22 protein-coding genes are annotated in these 21,137 nt (G+C 65.5%); 11 read left to right on the top strand and 11 right to left on the bottom strand.

The features are described 5' to 3' along the window. Positions 1–63: 63 nt before the first annotated feature. Positions 64–678, bottom strand: coding sequence for an FMN-dependent NADH-azoreductase (locus tag M8523_RS33050; protein WP_282589094.1), 615 nt, complete (start codon positions 676–678; stop codon positions 64–66). Between the two features lie 130 nt (positions 679–808). Between M8523_RS33050 and M8523_RS33045 the strand changes: the two genes are divergently transcribed. Then, positions 809–1,714, top strand: a complete 906-nt coding sequence (locus M8523_RS33045; RefSeq protein WP_282589093.1) for a LysR family transcriptional regulator — start codon at positions 809–811, stop codon at positions 1,712–1,714. An 82-nt stretch (positions 1,715–1,796) separates the two neighbouring features. Here M8523_RS33045 and M8523_RS33040 read toward each other — a convergent pair whose 3' ends face one another. Next, entirely contained in the window at positions 1,797–2,606 is an 810-nt protein-coding gene (locus M8523_RS33040) for a carbohydrate ABC transporter permease (protein ID WP_282589092.1), read from the bottom strand. Positions 2,607–2,876: 270 nt separating this feature from the next. On the opposite strand from M8523_RS33040, the gene M8523_RS33035 reads away from it, so the two are divergent. The 4 genes from M8523_RS33035 to M8523_RS33020 all read left to right on the top strand — a co-directional run bounded on the left by M8523_RS33035 (position 2,877) and on the right by M8523_RS33020 (position 5,078). Continuing rightward, positions 2,877–3,173 carry a hypothetical protein gene (locus tag M8523_RS33035; protein WP_282589091.1) on the top strand — a complete coding sequence of 99 codons (297 nt, stop codon included), beginning with the start codon at positions 2,877–2,879 and terminating at the stop codon, positions 3,171–3,173. A gap of 1 nt (position 3,174) precedes the next feature. Next, positions 3,175–3,582 (top strand): hypothetical protein, encoded by a 408-nt coding sequence (locus tag M8523_RS33030; protein ID WP_282589090.1) that lies wholly within the window; start codon positions 3,175–3,177, stop codon positions 3,580–3,582. A gap of 171 nt (positions 3,583–3,753) precedes the next feature. Beyond that, on the top strand, positions 3,754–3,918 hold the full coding sequence (locus M8523_RS33025; RefSeq protein WP_282589089.1) for a hypothetical protein: 165 nt from the start codon (positions 3,754–3,756) through the stop codon (positions 3,916–3,918). Positions 3,919–4,091: 173 nt separating this feature from the next. Further along, positions 4,092–5,078 carry an alpha/beta fold hydrolase gene (locus tag M8523_RS33020; RefSeq protein ID WP_428351847.1) on the top strand — a complete coding sequence of 329 codons (987 nt, stop codon included), beginning with the start codon at positions 4,092–4,094 and terminating at the stop codon, positions 5,076–5,078. Between the two features lie 27 nt (positions 5,079–5,105). On the opposite strand, the gene M8523_RS33015 is transcribed toward M8523_RS33020, so the two are convergent. Beyond that, a complete protein-coding gene (locus M8523_RS33015) occupies positions 5,106–5,477 on the bottom strand; it encodes a hypothetical protein (RefSeq protein ID WP_282589088.1) in 372 nt (123 codons plus the stop codon). Positions 5,478–6,251: 774 nt separating this feature from the next. Beyond that, complete coding sequence (locus M8523_RS33010) at positions 6,252–6,737, bottom strand: Hsp20 family protein (RefSeq protein WP_282589087.1); 486 nt, start codon at positions 6,735–6,737, stop codon at positions 6,252–6,254. 263 nt (positions 6,738–7,000) lie between these two features. On the opposite strand from M8523_RS33010, the gene M8523_RS36645 reads away from it, so the two are divergent. Both M8523_RS36645 and M8523_RS36640 read left to right on the top strand, forming a co-directional pair. Continuing rightward, positions 7,001–7,501 (top strand): FAD-binding domain-containing protein, encoded by a 501-nt coding sequence (locus M8523_RS36645; RefSeq protein WP_345894349.1) that lies wholly within the window; start codon positions 7,001–7,003, stop codon positions 7,499–7,501. Positions 7,502–7,666: 165 nt separating this feature from the next. Beyond that, complete coding sequence (locus M8523_RS36640; RefSeq protein WP_345894348.1) at positions 7,667–8,143, top strand: hypothetical protein; 477 nt, start codon at positions 7,667–7,669, stop codon at positions 8,141–8,143. Between the two features lie 31 nt (positions 8,144–8,174). Here M8523_RS36640 and M8523_RS33000 read toward each other — a convergent pair whose 3' ends face one another. After that, positions 8,175–8,507 (bottom strand): hypothetical protein, encoded by a 333-nt coding sequence (locus M8523_RS33000; RefSeq protein WP_282589086.1) that lies wholly within the window; start codon positions 8,505–8,507, stop codon positions 8,175–8,177. Between the two features lie 189 nt (positions 8,508–8,696). Here M8523_RS33000 and M8523_RS32995 point away from each other — a divergent pair, with 189 nt between their 5' ends. Next, positions 8,697–9,809 carry a helix-turn-helix transcriptional regulator gene (locus M8523_RS32995; protein WP_282589085.1) on the top strand — a complete coding sequence of 371 codons (1,113 nt, stop codon included), beginning with the start codon at positions 8,697–8,699 and terminating at the stop codon, positions 9,807–9,809. 54 nt (positions 9,810–9,863) lie between these two features. Here M8523_RS32995 and M8523_RS32990 read toward each other — a convergent pair whose 3' ends face one another. The 6 genes from M8523_RS32990 to M8523_RS32965 all read right to left on the bottom strand — a co-directional run bounded on the left by M8523_RS32990 (position 9,864) and on the right by M8523_RS32965 (position 14,946). Continuing rightward, on the bottom strand, positions 9,864–10,784 hold the full coding sequence (locus M8523_RS32990; RefSeq protein ID WP_282589084.1) for an EamA family transporter: 921 nt from the start codon (positions 10,782–10,784) through the stop codon (positions 9,864–9,866). Positions 10,785–10,839: 55 nt separating this feature from the next. Further along, complete coding sequence (locus M8523_RS32985; RefSeq protein WP_282589083.1) at positions 10,840–11,472, bottom strand: 50S ribosomal protein L11 methyltransferase; 633 nt, start codon at positions 11,470–11,472, stop codon at positions 10,840–10,842. A gap of 307 nt (positions 11,473–11,779) precedes the next feature. Further along, positions 11,780–11,980, bottom strand: a complete 201-nt coding sequence (locus M8523_RS32980; RefSeq protein ID WP_282589082.1) for a hypothetical protein — start codon at positions 11,978–11,980, stop codon at positions 11,780–11,782. A 22-nt stretch (positions 11,981–12,002) separates the two neighbouring features. Next, positions 12,003–13,496 carry an alpha/beta hydrolase gene (locus M8523_RS32975; RefSeq protein ID WP_282589081.1) on the bottom strand — a complete coding sequence of 498 codons (1,494 nt, stop codon included), beginning with the start codon at positions 13,494–13,496 and terminating at the stop codon, positions 12,003–12,005. Between the two features lie 71 nt (positions 13,497–13,567). After that, a complete protein-coding gene (locus M8523_RS32970) occupies positions 13,568–14,485 on the bottom strand; it encodes an inorganic phosphate transporter (protein WP_282589080.1) in 918 nt (305 codons plus the stop codon). Next, positions 14,467–14,946 carry an inorganic phosphate transporter gene (locus M8523_RS32965; protein ID WP_282589079.1) on the bottom strand — a complete coding sequence of 160 codons (480 nt, stop codon included), beginning with the start codon at positions 14,944–14,946 and terminating at the stop codon, positions 14,467–14,469. Before M8523_RS32965 ends, M8523_RS32970 begins: the two co-directional genes overlap by 19 nt. A gap of 678 nt (positions 14,947–15,624) precedes the next feature. Between M8523_RS32965 and M8523_RS32960 the strand changes: the two genes are divergently transcribed. The 3 genes from M8523_RS32960 to M8523_RS32950 form a co-directional block, all read left to right on the top strand. Next, positions 15,625–17,721, top strand: coding sequence for a catalase (locus M8523_RS32960; RefSeq protein WP_282589078.1), 2,097 nt, complete (start codon positions 15,625–15,627; stop codon positions 17,719–17,721). Positions 17,722–17,993: 272 nt separating this feature from the next. Continuing rightward, positions 17,994–18,185, top strand: a complete 192-nt coding sequence (locus M8523_RS32955; RefSeq protein WP_282589077.1) for a ribbon-helix-helix domain-containing protein — start codon at positions 17,994–17,996, stop codon at positions 18,183–18,185. Continuing rightward, positions 18,178–21,137, top strand: a 2,960-nt coding sequence (locus M8523_RS32950) for a PAS domain S-box protein (protein WP_282589076.1), incomplete at its 3' end; no start/stop codon positions are given. The genes M8523_RS32955 and M8523_RS32950, both read left to right, overlap by 8 nt.

Here is a 21,137-nt window from a genome sequence, read left to right as displayed (position 1 = left end):
CACCCGGAAAGCCGACTGAGCGCCGGTGACGCCCGTCACCCGGCGGGCGTCACACCCTGAGGCTCAGGCCGCCTCGGTCTCGATCCTGTCCTGGAACATGTCGAGGAAATCGTCCCGTCCAACTTCGCCGAGATCCACGGCCTTCGCTCCACCGGCGGCGATGAAGGTCACGTCGGTGATGCCGATCACGTTCAGGATCAGGCGCAGGTACTGGGACGCGATGTCCCGATCGCGGATCGGAGATCCCTCGGTGTAAACGCCGCCGGAAGCCAGCAGCACGGTGGCCTTCTTGCCGGTCAGCATGCCCTTGCCGTCCTGCCCGAGCGTCATGCCCTTGCGGACCACGTGATCGATCCACGCCTTCAGGGCGGCCGGGACGTTGTAGTTGTAGACTGGCGTGGCAATGACGAGGTGGTCGGCCGCCAGCAGTTCGGCGACAAGCTCGTCCGACAGGCTCAGCACGGCCTTCATCTCGGCGGAGTGCTTCTCAGCCGGCGTGAAGTACGCCTGGAGCCAAGGCGCGTTCACGAACGGCAGATCGGTCTCCATCAGGTCGCGATCCACGATGTGCCCGTCCGGGTGCGCCGAGCGCCAACGTGCCACGAAGCGACGGGTGAGATCACGGGAGATGGAGTAGTCGCCGCGCGGGCTGGTTTCGACGACGAGGAGGTTGGGCATGGCGAATCACCATAGGTGGCTCCGAGGGCGTGAACCTGATTGGAGCGGTTGAACTCCCGGTACGCTGAACCGTGGACGGCCCCTTGAGGAGCGATTAAAAACCGATCATTTCTATCGGCGGGGATGATGGGTGATCGGAAGCCTCACGCTCGACCAGCTTCGGGTGCTGGCCACAGTCGCCGAGACTGGCAGCTTTTCTGCCGCCGGCAGGAAGCTGAACCGCGCGCAATCCGCCATCAGCCAAGCCGTCGCGACGCTGGAAGGCGTCCAGGGCGTCACGCTCTTCGACCGGAGCGGGCATCGTCCGCTGCTGACCGAGGTCGGGCGCGCGCTGGTCGCCCAGGCACGCATCGTCCTCGCGAGCGCCGGTCGTTTCGAGGCGATGGCTGCGGGCACGCGCGAAGGCATCGAACCTGAACTCGCGGTCGCGATCGATCCGCTCATCCCAACGGCCCCCCTCATCGAGAGCCTCCGCGCGCTCCGTGACACGTTTCCCCACTTGCCGGTCACGTTCTCGACCGAGGGCTTGAGAGGCGCTGAGCGAAGGTTGCGCAAGGGCGAAGCCGCGCTGGCGTTCTGTCTCCTGCTCCCGGTGGTGCCCGAGGACGTCGTCGCCCTCCCGCTGCTCAGGGCGCGTCTGGTTCCGGTCGTGTCGCCGGACCATCCGCTTGCGCGGCTCGGCCGTCCCGCGACACGCGAGGACCTGCACCAACACGTGCAACTCGTCCTGTCCGACCCGAACGCGCCGGACGGCCCGAGCTACGGCGTCGTCGGCACGAAGGCTTGGCGCTTCGTCGACATCGGCCGCCGCCTGGACTTCCTCATCGCCGCCCTGGGCTGGTGCCGGATGCCCGAACATCTCGTCACCTCGCACTTGGCCAACGGACGCCTTGTAGCCCTGCCGATAGCCGACGATCTCGGCCCGGCAGAACCGCTCACCATCTATGCCGCACACATGCGCGACAGATCCCTCGGACGGGCCGGCCGATGGCTGCTTGAGGATCTTCGAAGCCGCGTGAAGGCGGCCGAACCCTGATCTGCTCGAATTATGCGTGCGGGTGATCTTCTGGCGTGTTCCACCGTGCTGCATCACGGCCGGCATCGTGCGGCGTGCGAGCTTAGCGCACGGCGCCAAACGTCAACCCTCGGACGAAGGTGCGCTGCGTCAGCCAGCCGACGAGCAGGATGGGCCCCACAGCCAGCAAGGACGCGGCCGAGAGCTTCGCCCACAGCACGTCGCCGGACAGGGTCGCGATGTAGGCGCTGAGGGGCGCGGCGGTGGACGAGGTCATCTGGATGCTCCAGAAGGACTCGTTCCAGCACAGGACCACGGACAGGAGCGCGGTCGAGCAAACCCCGGGAAGGCACAAGGGAAACAGCACGTGAACAAGCTGCTGGACCGCTGTCGCACCATCGAGGCGCGCACTTTCGAGTATGTCGCGCGGGATCTCGCGCATGTAGCAATACAGCATCCAGACCACGATCGGCAGGTTTACCAGCGCAAGGACGAGGACCAACCCGAGCCGGGTGTCGATCAGCCCGATGACCTTGAAGATCAGGTACATGGGCAGCATGACGCCGATGCCGGGCATGAAGCGCGTCATCAGCATGCCGAGCAGGATGGTGTTCCGGCTCCTTCCGCCATGAAAGGCGAGGGCGTAGGCGGCCGGAAAAGCAAACAGGAAGCACAGCGCGGTCGCCCCGCTCGACTCGACGACGCTGTTGAGGATCGGCCTCAGGACGGGGACGCTGCCGTTGGCGGCAAGGAAGTTCTCCAGCGTCGGCCTGAAGAAGATCTTGGGCGGGAGATGAAGCGCGTCGAGATCCGTCTTGAAGGCCGTCAGGGCCATCCACAGGATCGGCAGCGACAGGCTCAGGGCCACCGCCCAGGCCGAAACCGTCGTCGCTATCTTCTTCAAGATCTTCATGGTGGGATCTCAGGCTTGCCGGTGTCCCACGGAGGTCGGCTTGAAGCCATCCACATCATGTGCTCTTGTTGCAGCTAGTTTGCGCGGTTCGCGCTTCACATCGCTGCCGAGTTCACATGGCCGACGTCGCCTCCCGGTACCGCCTTTCCTTCGTCGAGCACGAAGCGGATTACCGAGCGAACCTCCAGTTCTGCTGCGACCACTATCGGTCCGTGTCGGAGGTTTGTCGTCGGCTGAAGATTAACCGGGCAGCAGTTCAACCGGTACCTGGTGGGTTCGGCGATCCCGTCGCGCAACAACCACAAGCTCATCAGCGACTTCTTTGGCCTGGAGGAAGGCGAGCTGTTCGGCCCGCATACGGCCTTCGCGGCCACCTTTAAGCGCCGATTGCCGGCCGGGGATCCGCCCGCGATGCTCCGCCATCACGCAGGTCTGCTGCGCGCCATATCGAGCGCGAATGCGGCAAACTTGTCCGAGTACCAAGGTTTTTACTTCAAGTATTTCTACACCTACCTCGGAGCATGGCGGATCAAGCGGGGAACTTGCCCACTGGTACTACGACGGTGACGTGCTCGTCTCATCCGTCAAGCAGCGTTACCTCGGAGGGGACGAGACCGAGGACGCCGCGTTGCGGTTCGTCACTTACCGGGGAGTGGTCGGCCAATCGGGCGACCGCCTCTTGGTCATCGACCACCACCGAGGCACTGCCCGGGAGGTGTCGACCATGGTCCTTTACCCCAAGGCAAGATTGCTCAAACGCCTTCACGGACTGACCCTCGGCGTGAGCCACGGACCCGCCCGATCGATCGGAGCCGCGCGGGTCGTGATGGATTTCCTTGGAACGGAGATCGACATCCGGGCCGCGCTGAGCAGGCTAGGTACCTTCGACCTCGACGAACCGTCCCTGCCGGAGGCAGTCAAGCGGGCCGTCAGGAACGACATGCGAGATGATGAGACGATGTTCATGGCGCGTTGAACCCAGCGGCGATACGGCTGGGCGAGGTCGTCGAACGCGACATGATCGCCGTTCGGCTCGGCTCCGAGTTGCGCCAGGTGGTGGTCGCCTCGCCACTTGTCGCTAAGGCAGGCTGGCGCGAACTGCGCGTTGGTTGGCCGGATGCGGCCGAGGATCATGAAGGGGAAGTTCATGAGCCCCGAACAGACCACGGCCGGCACCGGGTTGAGCGGATGGGTGAAGGTTGCCTCGGCGGCAAACGAGATCGAGGGCCTGATCGACGGCGTGCTGCTCAGGACGAGGATCGGCAAGGCGTTCGCCTTCGAGCGGATCGACGCGCCGCGCGGCGGCGAGTGAAAGCCAGCGGCGCCGCAGGTCGGGCGCCGCAAACAGGCTCAGACCGGATCGGCCTTCCCCAAACCGAGTTCCATCCGCAGCCGGAACCCGATCCGGGCCTGGCATGTTCAATCAATGCCGCATTGCACCATTCCAGAACGGGTGGGGTGGCAAATGCCTGGACTGGATGGACCATGAAACACGTCTCCTCGCCTTTCAGGGGCAAGCGCGCCAGTCGCGCCGCCTCCATCGGTCTTGCGAATGCCGTCATGATGGTCGGCGGTGCGTTGGCGGCGTCGGCCGTCGCCAATTACGTGCTGGCCAAGCGTGCCGAGCGAGCCAACCCTCCGGAAGGCCGCTTCGTCGAAGTCGACGGCGTTTCCCTCCATTACGTCGAGAGTGGGACGGGCGACCCGCTCGTCCTGCTGCACGGCAACGGCAGCATGATCCAGGACTTCGAGACCAGCGGGCTCGTCGATTTGGCCGCCAAGTCATTCCGCGTCATCGTCTTCGACCGGCCTGGCTACGGATACAGCGAGCGGCCGCGAACGACCGTGTGGTCCGCCGACGCCCAGGCCAACCTGATCCATTCGGCGCTCGCCCGACTCGGAGTGTCGAAGGCGGTCGTGCTCGGCCATTCCTGGGGCGCGTCCGTCGCCGCATCCCTGGCGCTGCGCCATCCGGAAACGGTGACCGGCCTTGTGCTGGCATCGGGCTACTACTATCCGAGCGTTCGGTCCGACGTCGTGACCGCCTCAGGGCCCGCCGTACCGGTGATCGGTGACCTGATGCGCTACACCGTGTCGCCCATGCTGGGCCGCGCGATCTGGCCGCTCCTCATGCGGAAGATCTTCGGTCCGGCCTCGATGCCCGCCAAGTTCGCCGGCTTCCCGGTCGAGATGGCGCTGCGCCCCTCGACGATCCGCGCGAGCGCGGCCGAGTCCGCCCTGATGATCCCGAACGCCTTCGCGGCCCGAGGGCACTACGCGGAGTTGAAGATGCCGGTGTCGATCATCGCGGGCGACGACGATCGGATCGTCGACATCGAGCACCAGTCGGCACGCCTGCATCGAGAGGTGTCCCACAGCACATTCGACAGCGTGCCCGGCGAAGGGCACATGATCCATCAGACCGCTACCGCGAGGGTCATGGCCGCCATCGACACGGCGGCCGGTCGCTGACCGCGCGCGCCACCCGCGTACCGCTCTTCAGTCCGCCGGGTCCGCGACGCCTTCATGCCACTCGGCATACGGCGTCGTGCGCGCCATGTGGCGGTTCATGTCTGGGGCGCCGTCGTTCCACCAGACCGGGCCACGTTCGCCCAGGCCGACCTTGGTGGCATCCACGGCGGCTCGGGCTTCCTCCTTCAAGGCAGCCTCGTCGCCCTGCTTTTGGGCCACGCCGACGGCGAGTCGCGCCCTCATCAGTTCCGCAGTGAGGAGGACGCGCACGTCTTCGGGCAGTGACGGGTTCGTGCAACGCCACAGCCTGCCGCGCACCACGAAGTACCTGCCATCCGGCGTCACGGGGTACCGGCCGGAAACAAAGGTTTCGCTGGAGCGGCCCGGTCCTGACGTCATCAGAAATCCGTGTCTGTCTGCTCCGGCGGCTCCGGCCTTTTGAACCGCTCGCAAGAGTACAGATCGTTCTCGTCGAAAACGACCTCCTCGATCATGTAAGGCGGCCCCATGAACCAACCGACCGCGTCTTGAACGCAATTGAACGAGCATCTAGCCACGGCTTGATGTCGGCTAGGTCCCATAAGGTCGCGCCGTGCGCGGCGAAGGGATGAGGCTGCGACGGATTTCCTACGCACCTGAGCGGATCGTCGGCCCAGTGGGGGCGACGATCCGCTGCTCACGCGAAAGCCGGCACCAGGGCCTGAGCTGCGGGAAGCGGGCCGGGCGGAGGGCGGAACCCGGCGACGGGACAGGGCGGCGGATCGTCGTCATCGTCCCTTCGGGGCCGAACGCTCGTCCTTCCCCGCCACCGAGCGAGCGGCTTAGCCGACGCCCGTGGGAAGGGGCTCGCAAACAAAGCCCAGTCATCCCTCTGGCGCTTCTCGGGAGCGCCTTGATCACCGCCGAGTGGAGGATTACCGCCCGCCCGCCGGACAACCGTCTCGGACGGGTGGGACAAGCAACTCCTGCCGTCTTGATCAGCTTGAAACAGCGGCTCGTATTTTCGGGTAGGCTGCGATCGGGCCGGGCCGTCTTCGACCGGTCGCTTTGACGAGACCGACTTGCCGACATTTTCGTTGAACTCGAATCTGGGTTTCATCTCCGTTCTCCGCAATCAGGGCCTCCCGGTGCGGACCGGGAGGCGGGGATCACAGTGTTGATTGTCGAAGCGCTTCAGGCGGCCTTGGTCTGGCGCTCGGGCTCCTGCCCGATCTGGCGGGAGCGGATGTCCTGCACGTTCGAGGTTCCGTCGGAGGCGATCTCGATTCGCGTCGGCTTGAGTTGTTCGGGCACCTCGCGGACTAGGTCGACGGAGAGCAGGCCATTCTCCAGGTTGGCCGCCGCGACCTTCACGTGGTCGGCGAGGTTGAAAACCTGTTTGAAGTTGCGACCGGCGATGCCCTGGTGGAGGAGCTGCCGCCCGTCCTCCTGGCCCTGCTTCCGGCCGACGACGGTCAGCGTCGTGCCATGCTGTGTCAGTTCGATGTCGTCCGAGCCAAAGCCCGCGACCGCCATGCTGATGCGGTACTCGTTCTCGGTCTTCTTCTCGATGTCGTACGGCGGCCAGTCAGGCCGAGCCGTGTTGTTGTCGAGGAGGTCGAAGAGGCGGTCGAAGCCGACCGTGGAGCGATACAGGGGCGAGATATCGAAGGTTCGCATAGCCACATTCTCCCTTTGAGCAACATGGGTATCGAAGCGTCGCGACGGGGGCGACGCCCTCGATGTCGGGCCTTTCTGACCCCGACGAGCGGCGATTTGGGAGGCCGAAAAAACGGCTTCAAGGGGTCGGCAAGAAAAAAATCGCTCTCCCTCACAGTCGGGATCGAGGCTCGAAACGCGACGCAGGTTGGCGCCGACGCTACCCGCCGCTTCGACGTCGTGCCGCACTGGGCAAGATCGAGGTTCTGCACCAGATCGCGGGGATGACACGCTTCACCACGATGACGCGCGAAGCCGCCCTCGATCGGCTAGCGGCCGTCGTCCCGCACGTCGGGCGGGCTTACGCGTCCGCCCGCAATACCGATGTCCGACCGGGTCGCGAACCGACCACGACCGCCTTGTCGCCCTACCTTCGACGCCGGTTGCTGTTGGAGGAGGAAGTCGTCTCGGCGGCCCTGGACGAGCACGGCCCGGAAGCCGCCGCCAAGTTCATCGAGGAGGTATTCTGGCGCAGCTACTTCAAGGGCCACCTCGAAACGCGACCGGCCATCTGGACGCGTTACGATGCCCTGGTCGCCGAAGGCAAAGACCGGATAGACTCGCAATCCGGTCTGCGGCGGGCCTATGAGAACGCCGTGACCGGAAGCACCGGGATCGACGGATTCGACGAGTGGGCCCGCGAGCTGACGGACACCGGGTGGCTGCACAATCACGCCCGGATGTGGTTCGCCTCCATCTGGATCTTCACCCTCGGACTGCCATAAGCGCTCGGAGCCGACTTCTTCCTTCGCCACCTCCTCGACGGCGATCCGGCCAGCAACACCCTGTCCTGGCGATGGGTTGCCGGACTGCACACGCGGGGCAAGGTCTACGCCGCCCGCGCGGACAACATTCGGCGGTTCACCGATGGCCGCTTTTCGCCCCAAGGATTGAACGAGTTCCCAGAGGCGATCGAGGAAGACGATCCTCCGGGGTTGAAGCCATTGCCCAAGCCCGATCCGGTCCCGCACGGTGAAATCGCGCTCCTGCTGCATCTCGATGACCTCCGTCCGGAAAGCCTGCCCCTCGGCGACGCCCGAATCGTGCGGGTCGGTGGCCTGCTTGCCCACGCGCCCGATGCTGTCGCACACGTCCGTCACGCCGACGAGCAAGCCATGGCCGATGCCCTGGAGCGCGCCGGGGTGCATTTCGGTTGCGATGCGGGTCCGGCCACGGAGGGGTGGGCCGGCGACCTATCGATCGTCACGCCGTGGGCGCCCGTGGGCCCGTCCGCGTCGGCCCTATCGTCAAATTGCCTGCGGGTGCGTCGCCGATGGGACGATCTCACATGGCCGCGAGCCACGCGGGGCTACTTCCAGGTCAAGGCAGCCATCCCCACGATCTTGCGGGACACGTTGGGTCACTGAAACGGGTCCGCTCAACCCCAAGCGAGGACGCTCATGTCGAGGCAGCCTCGATGCTTCGGTACCAAGCGGCATAGGGCGTCGTCCGCGCCATGTGCCGATTCAGGTCGGGTGCTCCGTCATCCCACCAGACTGGGCCTCGTTCGCCCAGGGCCACCTTGGCCGCGTCCACGGCGGCTCCGGCGGCTGACAAGGCTTCATCGTCGGCGCTTCTCCGAGCGACGCCGACCGCCCGCCGCGCCCGCATGAGTTCTGCCGTAAGCTTGGCACGCTCGCTTTCCGGCAGCCCCGGATCCGTGCAGCGCCACAGCCTGCCCCCGACTACGAAATACCGGCCGTCCGGCGTCGTAGGGTAGCGTTTCGACACGGACCCTCCGATTGCTTTCCTGGTTCGGCGACTATCCGATCCTCACAACCGCTGGGCACGATGTCTGCTTCGAGGTCGGACGGATGCAGCGCCAACGGCCGCCGATCGGATGAAATGCTGGAGGCGCTCGAACGCGATTTGGGACAAGGTAAGCGGCTACAAGGTGGTGGCCCGGGCGGGGGCGCGTCCATGAGCGAAAAAAGCCTGTCGAACCTCATCGGCATGATCTACGAAGCGTCGATCGAGCCAGGGCTCTGGCCCGACGTCCTGCGGCACCTCGCATCGGCGACACCCAGCGTCGCCGCAATGATCTCGTCACACGACAAGCTTGCCGGCACGACGATCTTCCACCAATCGTTCGGCTTGAACCCGGATTACATGTCGGTCTACGCCGAAAAGTGGAGTGGTGCGGACAATCCGTTGGTCGGTGCCCTATTGTTGCTGGAGCCCGGCGAAGTTTCGGGACTTCCAGCCCTTATCGACTTCGAGGCGTTCAAGCGGCACCCATTCTATCTCGAATGGGGCAAGCCCCAGGGCTACAACGATGCGATCAACATGATGCTGGAGCGAACGCCGACGCGTTTCGCGTCCGTTTCGCTCATCAGAAACCACGAACAGGGGCTTGCCGACGCAGCGACGATCAAGCGCCTCAGGATCCTGATGCCCCACTTCCTTCGCGCGATCAGGATCGGCCGCGTCCTGGAGCATGCGTCCATCCGGGAAGAGACACTGGTAAGGACACTCGATGCCTTGGCATCGGCGGTATTCCTCCTGAGTTCGATCGACGAGATCGTCCATGCGAATGCCAGCGCCGTGCGGCTCGCCGACAGGGGCGTGACGCCGGAAAGGATCGTCGGAGCCTACAAGAGATGTCTCCGAGGCGAAATGGGCTCGCTTGGCGGGTTGATGGACCGAGGAGCATCGCGCGGCGAGTGCTCCTTCAGGATAGAGACCGCAGGGGGTGACGTCTTCGTCTGCCACGGCTTGCCACTCGCACTCGGCGTCGCAAGCAGGAACTCGAAACCCGCCGCGACCCTCGTCGTGGTCCAGGCCGCAACGTCGACCGAAAGCGCCACGAAAGCGCTCGCTTCCTTGTTCGGGTTGACGCCAAGAGAGCAGGAAGTGCTGTTCAGCCTTGTCGAAATCGGTGGCATCACGCCAACCGCAAGATTGCTTGGTCTGTCAAAAGAAACCGTGAAGAGTCATTTGAAGGCTCTGTTCCTGAAGACCCATACGCATCGCCAGTCCGATCTCGTCAGGCTCGTCGCGGGATGGCTGACGCCATTCGGCCCATCGGTTTGATCAGAGCCTCCCGCGATCCTTCGAGCGGAGGGCCACCGAAGGATTGGGCAGGCATCACGGATGCAGCTCGGCGTTCTTGCTATCCCTTCGCCGAGCCACACCGAGCAACGAGGATGCCCAACCGGCAAGGGGGAGGCTGGCGATCACCAGTCCGAGTGCCAGGACGGCTATCCCGGTCAGGCGCATGGGGCTGAACTGCTCGCCCAACGTAATCCGTGCGGAGAGCAGGCCGAACACGGGGACCAAGAGCGCGAACGGTGCCACGGAGCCCGCGGGATAGAGCCTGAGAAGATGGCCCCACAAGGCATAGCCTCCGAGGGTCGCGGCGACGGCGATGTAGAGGACGGCAAGAAGGCTGATCCACATGCCGCTGCTCATTACCGAGACGATCGCTGGCGGACCATCGACCGCCAGCGAAAGCAGGAGCATTGGCAAGGGCGGGATGACGCTCAGCCAGACGATGAGCGACAACATGTCGGTCCGGCCAACGGCCCTCAACAGCACATTGCCCACGGCCCAGCTGGCGGCGGCTAGGAGCGTCAGCAGCAAGCCGGTAAGCGTGACGCCCGCCCGTCCGACCGTCGCGGCGACCAAGATCAGGCCCGCCGTGGCGATGAGCAGCCCGACGATCTGGCGCGGGGCTGGCATCTCACGCAGGAACGCCCCTGCCAGGACCATCGTCAGAACGGCCTGGAATTGCGTGAGCACCGAAGCGAGGCCAGGAGGCATGCCCACGTGCATGCCCCAGAACAGAAAGCTGAACTGACCGATGAACAAGGTCGAGGCAAGCGCGACCATCCGCGACCACGACACGCGAGGGCGGGGCAGGAACATCGCCGGGAGCGACGCGATGCCGAACCGGAGCGCCACCAGAAGCAGGGGCGATATATGGGCGAGCGCCAATCGCGCGGCGACGAAGTTGAAGCCCCACAAGGCAGCGACGAGGACGCCAAGGGCGGCGTGGCGGGCGGACATCAAGCCGGCCTGACCGACAGCGCTATGAAGCAGACCCGAAGTCGTGAGCATCGCGTCACGGCGGCAAAGTCAGCTGGTAGATGAACTGATGCGCATGCCAATTGCCTGCTTCGTCCTCGACGAGATCGACGATGCGACGATCGATGAGCCCGCCGAAGAAGCCGATGTTCTCACTTACGAAGGCTTTCACGCTGGTGATGCCTTGCCAGACCAACGTCGCTTCGTATGAGGTCGATATCTTCTGCAACGTCTGCTTGTAGTCGGTGATCGTATTTACGATGACATACAGTCGAGTGTGCGGATGCATATATTTTGGAGCAACCTCAAGGAAGTCGAGAAGAATCGTATTCCCCCCGGTTCCCCCGCCGTCGATCGCCTGGGACTGAAGGGTGCTTATCGATGAGCCATAAGCCGGGGGTATGATCTCTTGCGGCAGGTTCGCGGTGATGACATCGAATGTTCCTTCGTAATCGCAGAAGAAGTGCCCCTGTCGCGTCTCGATGACGTCGATCGCATTCGCCATTCTTGCATTCAGGTCGGCAAGCCTGACGGCGAGTGGCGATATGTCCGTCGCCTTGACCTCGGTCGCACCCTTCTTCGCAGCCAGGATGGCAAGTAGACCCGTGCCGGTGCCGATGTCGGCCGCCCGGCGACAATCCTTGAAATCGATGTATTCGGCGAATTTCAATCCGAACGCCGAAGGGGGGAACACTTCGGGGTCGTGCCTGAGGGTGATCGTCTCCCCTTGGACGTGAAAGGCGTGAACCGAGGCGGCGTCAGTGAATCGGGCGTGTCCTCCGCAAAAAATCGAAGTTTCGGTCCTCTCTGGCACGTGCGGAGATGACATGGGCATCGCGTTCTACCGCTCCTGGACGTGTCATTTTGCGTGCGAGCGGAGCGGCCCACATCCCCTGATCGGGGGATCGCGGCGTATTTTACAGGCGGGTGGCTCCGATCGCATTTCGATCAGGTTCGGCTTTGATCATGGGGGTCCGTCATTGCTCCATCTGCCGCGGCATTTCCGACACCGTATTCCGCTCCAGCTCATTGAGCTGTTCCACCAGATCGACGGCTTTCTCTCCCCCAAGTTGACCTGGGGGGATGCCGTTGACGACGGCTGGCAGGTCCGTATCGATGTCGTAGCGAGCCCAAGTGCCGTCGTCCTCCAAGCGCATGTCGCAAGGCTGGGTTGCCATGGTGGCCTCCTCGGGCGGACCGTCAGGGTTGCGTGGGGGCGGAAGGAGACGCTTCCCTTTGGCCGTTCGTACAAGCCATGTCGGTCCTGCGTTCCGGTTCCTCGATGAAGGCGGCGACAAGGTCCTGGGCGCACGGGCTGAAATGCCGGACGTTGTGCCCGATGCCGGCGAACTCCACCCACCGGGCATGCGGTCCGATCGCTTCGGCGACGTGACGGCTTTGCTCGGGCGTCATGTTCGGGTCGAACCGTCCCGCCAGAACGAGGGTGGGCACCTCGGTGTCGTGCGGGACCTCGGGTTCGGGTCCGAGCGCCGACCATGTCCCGCAAACGCCCGGAGGCAACAGCGCGAGGTCGAGCGGGTTGGCGTCGGGCGCCGCGGGCTCGCGCCAACGCGGCCGATCCCTGCACTCGACGGCCGTGAACGCACCCTCGTTGCCGCTCCGCTTCGCTTCCGCCAGCAGGGCGGCCAAGGCGGTGCCGACCGGCTTCAGATCGCCGATCCGTGTCGCCGCGACGAGGCGCGGCAGGGTCGCGTAGGACGGGGGATAATAGACGAGCCGCCCCACGATCTCCTCGAACAGCGACGGCGTTAGTCGCACATTGTCGCCGGGCACGTTTACGGCCGGCGGCAAGGGAACGCGGGGAACGTCCTGCCCGAGCCGCAGCAGCGCGTCGCGGTAAAGGGCGGCCAGATCGGGATAGGTCCTGGCGCAAGCTGGATCGGCCTCACAGCCTGCGAAGAAGGCATCCCGCGCTCGCCCGACCCGAGCCGACCAGGGCATGCCGAAATAGGCGTCGGGCGGGTTCACGCTGTCGAGCACGGCAGACCTGACGCCCTGCGGATGACGCGCCAGCAACGTCATCGCGACCGTCGTGCCGTAGCTCTCGCCCACGACGTTCCAGCGGTTCACCCCGAGCGCGCGACGCACCCATTCGAAGTCCTCGACCGTCGTCGCCGTACCGAACGTGTCAAGGTCGACGCCGCGAGCCCGGATAGCGTCGTGGCAAGCGGCGTGGGCGGCGCGGCTCGCGTCCAGCGCCACAAGCTTCGGCTCCGTCACCACGGCGAGCATCGCGTCGACGAGATGGCCCTGGATATCGGGGCAAAGCGGGGGTTCCGATCGACCCGTCCCGCGCTGATCGACCAGGACCAGGTCGCGGTCGGGCGCATATGGATGGCGGGCTTGATAGCCGGCGTAGATCGTCAGGGGGCTGCCGGGACCACCGCTGATGAAGACGACCGGATCGGCCCGGGCCGGTTGCCGGGCGCTCGCTATGACGACAACGGCAAGGGAGAAGGTCGGGCCATCCACGTGAGCGTAATCGCGCGGCACGCGTACGACGCCGCATCGGAGGCGTGACGATACGTCGGCGATATCGGGCAGGTTCCCGCAGGATGTCGGCTCGAAGCGGGGAACGTCGGCAGCACGTCCAGGCGAACGAAGCGCGACGACCGCGAGCACTCCGAAGCAGAGGGCCAGGAAGGCGCGGAGCAAGCGTTGAAGAGCCATCATGGCCCTTGTTTCCCAAGGTTTGGTCTCGGCTGTCACTGCTTTCTTCGGTGGGCGGCGCAGCAGGCCCTGGCTCAGGACAGGAGGTAGAACAGCCCGCCCGACAGCAGGATCGTCGCCGGCAGCGTCAGGATCCACGCCGTTCCGATCTGCCAGAGCGTCGACGGCTGGATGCCGGCGCCCGAACCGACCATGGTCCCGGTGATGCCGCCCGTTACGACGTGGGTGGTACTTACAGGAAACCCCGAGAAACCCGCCCCGCCGATCAGGGCCGCTGCGACCAGTTCCGCCGCCGCGCCCTGGGCCGGGGCGAGATGCTGCTTGCCCAGCTTCTCCCCGAGCGTCGTGACGATGCGCTTGTACCCGATCATCGTTCCCGCCCCGAGACACAGCGCGCTGAGGATGCGAACCCACCAGGGGGCGTACTGCACCGACTTCATCAGGTCTTCGTGGATGGCCTTGGCGGAAGCCTTTTCGTCCTTCGAGGCGTCCTTGGCCTCGCCCACCGTGGTGAGTTCCGCGACAACACGGTTCAGGTCGTTGCGGACGGCGGGACGCTCTGCCTCGGGGATGTCGGTCGCCTGCCTGGCCGCGCCGAACGCCTCCCCGAGCTTGCGGGCGGCCATGACCCCCAGCGCCTTCTGGTCATCACCGTACCGCTCGATCAGGCTCGCCGCGACGGACATGCCCTTGGCGTCCGCAGCGAGTTGGTCGCCCGACATCGTCATGTTCAGGGCGTAGGCCGCCGGCATCAACCCGATGATCGTCAGCATGATGAGGCCGATGCTCTTCTGCCCGTCGTTCGTACCGTGCGCGAACGATACCCCGGTGCAGGTCAGGATCAGGATGCCGCGCATCCACCAGACCGGCGGCACCTCCTTTTCCGGCGGCTCGTAGAGGTGCTTGTCATGGACGACGAGCTTGATCAGACGGAACAGCAGCAGCGACAGGACGAACCCAAGGATCGGCGAGATCAGCAGTGAGGCCAACACGCTCCAGACCTGGTGCCAGTCAACGCCGTTGCCGATCCCGCGCCCGTGCACCAGGAGTTCTCGACCGCGATGCCGATGAGGGCGCCGATCAGCGAGTGCGAACTGGAGTTCGGCAGCCCGAGCAGCCAGGTCCCGACGTTCCAGGCCAGCGCCGTGATGAACAGCGCCGCCAGCATCCCGACCGCGACCCCGCCGTCCGGTGGCGACAGCACGTCGGGCGGGATGAGTTCGACCAGGGCGAAGGCGACCGCGATTCCGCCCAGGATCACGCCCAGAAAGTTCATGAGCCCCGACCAGACCACGGCCGGCACGGGCTTGAGCGAGTGGGTGTAGATGACCGTCGCGACGGCATTGGCGGTGTCGTGGACGCCGTTCGAGAACTCGAAGACCAGGACCAACAGCAGGCAGGCGAACAGGAAGGCGAGCGTCGCGGGGGAACCCGGCGCCAGGAATGCGAGCATGTGCGGGTTCCCTGTGCGGCCCTTTGGTGGGCAGCGGCTCACATCCACGTGACAGGCTTGTGACACGAAGTTCCAATGTGGTCCGGCAGCGATGCCCCCACCGTCTGCGTCGACCGCACCTACGGGCCCCTTTGACTGGCTGACTTGACCGGAAGACGTCTTCGCGTCGATCTGCTGCCGCAAGGTGCTGGCCGACCTTCATCCCCTGTGACAAGCACATTCCTCGCGAGGCAAGAAGCTCGTCGGGCACCGTCCTCCGCTGAGCTGCGGCCCTGACGTACGCGGCCTTGATCGCCTCCGGCACCTGGATCCCCATTGAGCCGCTAGGGACGCGGGCTCAAGCAAAGCAGGAGATCGACATGAGCGTGATCGGTAACCTGCAAAGAATGCCTCGGCAAGATCAGTAGCCTCATCATCCAAGCTAAGTCAGCCCGCATCGTCCCGGCCAGCCGGCCGTGCACGCCCATGTAGTGCCCGACGCGGATTGTCAGACCGGCCTGGGCGTCGCGCGCACGGCTGGCGAAACCGGACCAGCGCTTCTCGACGTGGCGAACGCTGGGAGTGGGCCGCGCAGCAAATATCTTGGCGGCTGGGGAGCCGGACTGGCGTCGACACGCGTTGTCGCTACGCAGCGAGTCGCTGCCCGATCCACCTCCGATCCAGACTCTAGGAAACCTCATGGCGAAACAGAAGCCGCGCACTGCCGTCATTCCCGTCAACGAAAAGGTTGGTGCCGGCGGCGAGTTGCACCAGACCGCGGCGGGGACGCATCCTCCGATGACAACCAACCAGGGCGGCATCGTCGCCGACGACGAGAACTCGCTCAAGATCGGCGAGCGTGGCCCGGTCCTGCTCGAAGACTTCGCCCTGATCGAGAAGCTCAACCACTTCAACCATGAGCGCATCCCCGAGCGCGTGGTCCACGCCCGCGGCGCGGCCGCGCATGGATTCTTCGAATTGACGGATTCCCTGGCCGAGTTCAGCAGGGCCAAGATCCTGAGCGAGGTCGGGGTGAAGACCCCGCTGTTCGCACGGTTCTCAACGGTGGCCGGCAACATGGGCTCGGCGGACACGGCACGGGACGTGCGCGGCTTCGCTGTCAAGTTCTACACCCAGGAGGGTAACTGGGACCTCGTCGGCAACAACATCCCGGTTTTCTTCATCCAGGACGCCATAAAGTTCCCCGACCTGATCCACGCCGCCAAGCAGGAGCCGGACCGCGGCTTCCCGCAGGCGCAGACGGCGCACGACACGTTCTGGGACTGGGCGTCGCTGTCGCCCGAGAGCACACACATGCTGATGTGGATCATGTCCGACCGGGCGATCCCCCGCTCGTTCCGGATGATGGAGGGCTTCGGCGTCCATAGCTTCCGGCTGATCAACGACGCCGGCACGTCGACCTACGTGAAGTTCCACTGGCGGCCGAAGCTCGGCATGCAGTCGGTCGTCTGGGACGAGGCGCTCAAGATCAGCGGCGGCGACCCCGACTTTCACCGCCGGGACCTTTGGAACGCCATCAACATCGGAAGCCCGCCCGAGTGGGAGTTGGCGGTCCAATTGTTCGACGAGGAGTTCGCGACGTCCTTCGACTTCGATATTCTCGACGCGACCAAGCTCATCCCCGAGGAGGTCATCCCGCTCCGGGTGATCGGGCGCATGGTGCTCGATCGCAATCCGGACAATTACTTCGCCGAGACGGAGCAGGTCGCCTTCTGCACAACCCATGTCGTGCCGGGAATTGACTTCACCAACGATCCGCTCCTTCAGGGACGGAACCAGTCCTACCTCGATACGCAGATCACCCGGTTGGGCGGACCGAACTTCGCCCAGCTGCCGATCAACGCACCGCGTTGCCCGGTCCGCAATTTCCAGCGGGATGGCCATATGCAGATGGCCGCGCCCAAGGGCCGCGTCTCGTATTCGCCGAGTTCGCTGGACTCCACGACCGAGCGGACGAATCCCACGATCGGGTTCAAGAGCTTTCCGGCGCGGGAGGCCGGCGACAAGCTGAAGGTGCGATCGCCGACGTTCGCCGATCATTTCAGCCAGGCCCGGCTGTTCTTCTTCAGCCAGACGGAGCCGGAGCAGAACCACATCGTTTCCGCCTTCATCTTCGAACTGAGCAAGGTCCAGACGGAAGCCGTACGCCTGTGCCTGATGGGGCGGCTTGCGAACGTCGACGAAGCCATCGCCAAACGGGTCGCCAACGGCCTTGGTTACGAAGGCCCGATCGCGAAGGCGCCTACGACCGTCGCGGTGCGGACCGACCTTAAGCCATCGCCGATGCTGAGCATCCTCGCGAAGGCCAAGCCGACCCTGAAGGGTCGCCTTGTCGGCTGTCTGGTTGCCGATGGCACCGATCCGAAGCTGGTGACCGCCGTCGAGGAGGCGGCCGTCAAGATGGGAGCGGAGATGAAGGTAATCGCGCCGAAGGTCGGCGGTGCCAAGGGGAGCGACGGTGGCCTGATCCGCGCCGACTTCCAACTCGCGGGCGGCCCGTCCGTGCTGTTCGACACGATCGTACTGGCGCTCTCGGCGGAAGGCACCGCGATGCTCACCAAGGAAGCGGCGGCCGTCGCGTTCGTGCACGACGCCTTCGCCCATCTCAAGGTGATCGGTCATTCCGCCGAGGCCAAGGCGCTGATGGACAAGGCGGGGGTCGTACCTGACGCCGGCGTGGTCGCGATCAAGGGAAAAGACGGGACAGCGTTCCTGCAAGCAGCGGCCAAGGGCCGGATCTGGCCGAGGGAGCCGACAGTGCGCGCCGTCTTCTGATCCCAAGCCACACGCAAGGTACCGGGGCCGCCGGCGTTCGGCGACCCGAGGCTCGACATCGTCGGCAAGGCCGACCTTCACGGCCTTCCGCCGGCGATAGTCATCACGGACCAGATCAATCCGCTGCAATCCGAGGTCAGGCGTTGGCGGCCAAGCGGACCGCGGGCCGGAGGTCGGCGATGCCGTCTTCCGGGCATGCCAGAACAGGCAACCGCGCCCTGGCTCGCCAGTCGTTCGGGTGACACCTTTGTAGACCCATGGTAATCCGGTAGATGCCAGCCAAACACACCCTGCACGTCGTGCTCACCGAGACGCTGGTCAAATACGTCCGAGACAAGGTCGTCGCCGGGCACCATCTGACTGCCAGCGACGTTATCCGCCACAGCCTTCACAAGCTGATGCAGCGGGACGACTTGCAAAAGCTAATGGTGGACGCCGGTCGCCGGGCCGACCCGAATGAGTGAAACCGCCGACGCAGACGAGTCGAGACGCCTCTTGGTCCTCGACGGCTACGGCATCCTCGACACCCCCGCCGAGCCCGGCTTCGACGGCATCGTTCTCCTGGCGAGCCAGATCTGCCAGGCGCCGGTCGCGCTCGTCAGCCTCGTCGCGGCCGACCGGCAATGGTTCAAGGCGCGGACCGGGTTCGACGGGCGCGAGACGCCGCTCGACGTGTCCATCTGCCGGCACGCCCTCGCCCGGCCCGGACTCCTGGTCATCCCCGATCTCACGCAGGATCCGCGCACCCGCGAGAACGCGCTCGTCACGGGCGAACCTTTCATCCGCTTCTATGCCGGGGCCCGGCTGGAGACACCAGAAGGCCTCGCCCTCGGGACCCTCTGCGTCATCGACACGAAAGCCCGTCCGGAAGGGCTCAGCGCAGCCCAGGCGACCGCGCTGGAGGTACTGGCGGGCCAGGTCATGGCCCAGATGGAACTACGGCGCACCATGCAGGCGCGCGACACCGCGCTCAGGGCGATGCGCGAAGGCGACGTCCGGCAGCGTCAGATCCTGGAAAGCGCGGTCGACTTCGCGATCATCGCGACCGATCGCGCCGGCCTCGTCACGGACTGGAACACGGGGGCGGAGCGGATCTTCGGTTGGACCTCGGCCGAGATGCGGGGCAAACCCACAGACCGCTTCTTCACGCCCGAAGACCGCGCGGCCGATCGCGTCGGCCTTGAGATGCGGCGCGCCCTGGAGGAGGGACGGGGCAACGACGAGCGTTGGCACCTCAGGAAGGACGGCTCGCGCTTCTGGGCCAACGGCGAGATGATGCCGCTTCGGAACGAGGCCGGCGAGCACATCGGCTTCATCAAGATCGTGCGCGACGAGACCAGTAGGCGCGAGGCGGGCGAGAAGCTTCGCCTCAGCGAGGAGTTCCTGCAAGGCGTGCTGGCTTCGTCGGACGACTGCATCCAGGTGCTCGACCTGGACGGCAATCTCGCCTTCATGAGCGAGGGAGGCCGACGCGCGATGGAGGTCGCCGACTTCGAGGCGCTCCGTGGCCGCGCATGGCCGGTCACGTGCCCCGACGACCTGCGACCCACCGCCAACGCCGCCGTCGAGGCCGCGAGGGCCGGCGGAACGGGACATTACCAGGCGCGCACGGACACCTTCGCGGGCACGCCGAAATGGTGGGACGTGCGGGTCACGCCCATCCTGGACGGCGAGGGCAAGCCGGAGAAGCTGCTCGCCATCTCCCGCGACATCACGGCTGCCCGGCACGCCGAGGCGGCGCTGCGCGAGGCCGAGGGGCTGAACTCGCTGATCCTCAATTCGAGCGGCGACTGCACCGTCGTGCTCGACCTCGACGGGCACACCCTGTTCGTCAGCCCCGGCGGCATCGAGGCCATGGAGATCTCGGACGTCGACGCGATCATCGGCCTGTCGTGGCTCCGCGTCTGGAAAGGCGCCGACAACGAGGCCGCCCGGAACGCCGTGGCCGAGGCTCGGGCCGGACGAAAGGGCCAGTTCCAGGGCTTCTGTCCCACCCTCAAGGGGACGCCCAAGTGGTGGGACGTGGTGATCTCGCCGCTGCTCGGTCCCGATGGGGAACCCGAACGGCTAGTCTCGGTCGGTCGCGACATCACCGCGTCCAGGCAGGTCGCCGAAAAGCTCGCGCGAAGCCAGGAGCGCCTGAACCTGGCGCTCGGCGCCTCGGGCATGGTGGGCATCTGGGACTGGGACCTGCGGGCCGACGTCATCTATGCGGACGCGAACTTCGCGCGGATCTACACTGTCGATCCAGAGTGGGCCGCCCGCGGCGCCCCGTTGTCCGAGTATGTCAAGAACATCCACCCCGACGACCTTTCGGACTTCCAGGCGGAACTGGATCGTCTGTTTGCCGGCGCCGAGGAGTTCTCGAACGAATATCGCATCTTCCAGCCTGGCGGCTCCGTGCGCTGGGTGCTGGCGCGGGGACGGCTGGTCCGGGACGACGACGGGACTCCCATCCGGTTCCCCGGCGCGTCGGTCGACATCACGGAGCGGAAGCAGGCCGAGGCCCGGCGCTTGGCCGTGCTGGACCTCGGCGATCGCCTTCGCGACCTGACCGACCCCGCCGAGATGGCCTTCGCGGCGGCCGAGGTCATGGGTCAGACGCTCGACGCGAGCCGGGCCGGATACGGCACGGTCAGCCTGGCCGGTGAGGTCATCACGATCGAACGGGACTGGGCCGTTCCGGGTGTCGCCGGGATCGCGGGCACCCATACGTTCCGGGATTTCGGCTCCTTCGTCGACGAGTTGAAACAAGGCTCGATGGTCGTCGTCGACGACACCGAAACGGATCGCCGGACGGTCGCCAAGACGTCCGCGCTCGATGCGATCGGCGTCCGCTCCGTCATCAACCTTCCGATCTTCGAGCACGGCCGGTTCGTGGCGATGTTCTATGTCCACGACGACAAAGCCAGGCACTGGGGCGTGGAGCAGACCGCCTTCGTGCGCAACGTCGCCGACCGCACCCGGGCCGCGATCGAGCGCCGGCTCGCCGAGGATCGGCTGCGGGACCTCAACGCCGATCTCGAAAGGCGCGTCGAAGAGCGGACACGCGAGCGCGACCGCGTGTGGCGCAATTCCCAGGACCTCCTGGTCGTCATCGATCGGCGGGGCGTGTTCCGTTCCGTCAGTCCCGTGGCCGAGAAGATCCTCGGCTGGTCACCCGACGAGATGCTGGGATTGACGGTGTTCGACTTCGTCCATCCGGACGACTTGCCCTCGACGGGGCGCTCCCTCGACAAGGCCAAGGGCGAGGAGCTGCCGACCTACCTCAATCGGTATCGCCGCAAGGACGGCACCTATCGCTGGATGTCCTGGGTGGCCGCGCCCGAGGACGACCTGATCTACGCCTACGGTCGGGACGTCACGGCCGAGAAGGAAAAGACGGAAGCGCTCCGACTCGCCGAGGAACAGCTTCG

The sequence above is a fragment of the Lichenifustis flavocetrariae genome (genome assembly GCF_026130545.1).
Classification (GTDB): domain Bacteria; phylum Pseudomonadota; class Alphaproteobacteria; order Rhizobiales; family Beijerinckiaceae; genus Lichenihabitans; species Lichenihabitans flavocetrariae.
Note: the sequence above shows the minus strand (reverse complement) of the source record. Positions and strands in the feature narration are given on the sequence as shown.

Excerpts from the sequence above, each read along its gene's own strand:
- M8523_RS32980 (WP_282589082.1), bottom strand. The coding sequence starts at position 11,980 with ATGGCAACCCAGCCTTGCGACATGCGCTTGGAGGACGACGGCACTTGG.
- M8523_RS33050 (WP_282589094.1), bottom strand. The coding sequence starts at position 678 with ATGCCCAACCTCCTCGTCGTCGAAACCAGCCCGCGCGGCGACTACTCC.
- M8523_RS33020 (WP_428351847.1), top strand. The coding sequence starts at position 4,092 with ATGAAACACGTCTCCTCGCCTTTCAGGGGCAAGCGCGCCAGTCGCGCC.
- M8523_RS33010 (WP_282589087.1), bottom strand. The coding sequence starts at position 6,737 with ATGCGAACCTTCGATATCTCGCCCCTGTATCGCTCCACGGTCGGCTTC.
- M8523_RS36645 (WP_345894349.1), top strand. The coding sequence starts at position 7,001 with ATGACACGCTTCACCACGATGACGCGCGAAGCCGCCCTCGATCGGCTA.
- M8523_RS32975 (WP_282589081.1), bottom strand. The coding sequence starts at position 13,496 with ATGATGGCTCTTCAACGCTTGCTCCGCGCCTTCCTGGCCCTCTGCTTC.
- M8523_RS33025 (WP_282589089.1), top strand. The coding sequence starts at position 3,754 with ATGAGCCCCGAACAGACCACGGCCGGCACCGGGTTGAGCGGATGGGTG.
- M8523_RS32995 (WP_282589085.1), top strand. The coding sequence starts at position 8,697 with ATGAGCGAAAAAAGCCTGTCGAACCTCATCGGCATGATCTACGAAGCG.
- M8523_RS33015 (WP_282589088.1), bottom strand. The coding sequence starts at position 5,477 with ATGACGTCAGGACCGGGCCGCTCCAGCGAAACCTTTGTTTCCGGCCGG.
- M8523_RS32960 (WP_282589078.1), top strand. The coding sequence starts at position 15,625 with ATGGCGAAACAGAAGCCGCGCACTGCCGTCATTCCCGTCAACGAAAAG.
- M8523_RS33040 (WP_282589092.1), bottom strand. The coding sequence starts at position 2,606 with ATGAAGATCTTGAAGAAGATAGCGACGACGGTTTCGGCCTGGGCGGTG.
- M8523_RS32955 (WP_282589077.1), top strand. The coding sequence starts at position 17,994 with ATGCCAGCCAAACACACCCTGCACGTCGTGCTCACCGAGACGCTGGTC.
- M8523_RS32965 (WP_282589079.1), bottom strand. The coding sequence starts at position 14,946 with ATGCTCGCATTCCTGGCGCCGGGTTCCCCCGCGACGCTCGCCTTCCTG.
- M8523_RS32990 (WP_282589084.1), bottom strand. The coding sequence starts at position 10,784 with ATGTCCGCCCGCCACGCCGCCCTTGGCGTCCTCGTCGCTGCCTTGTGG.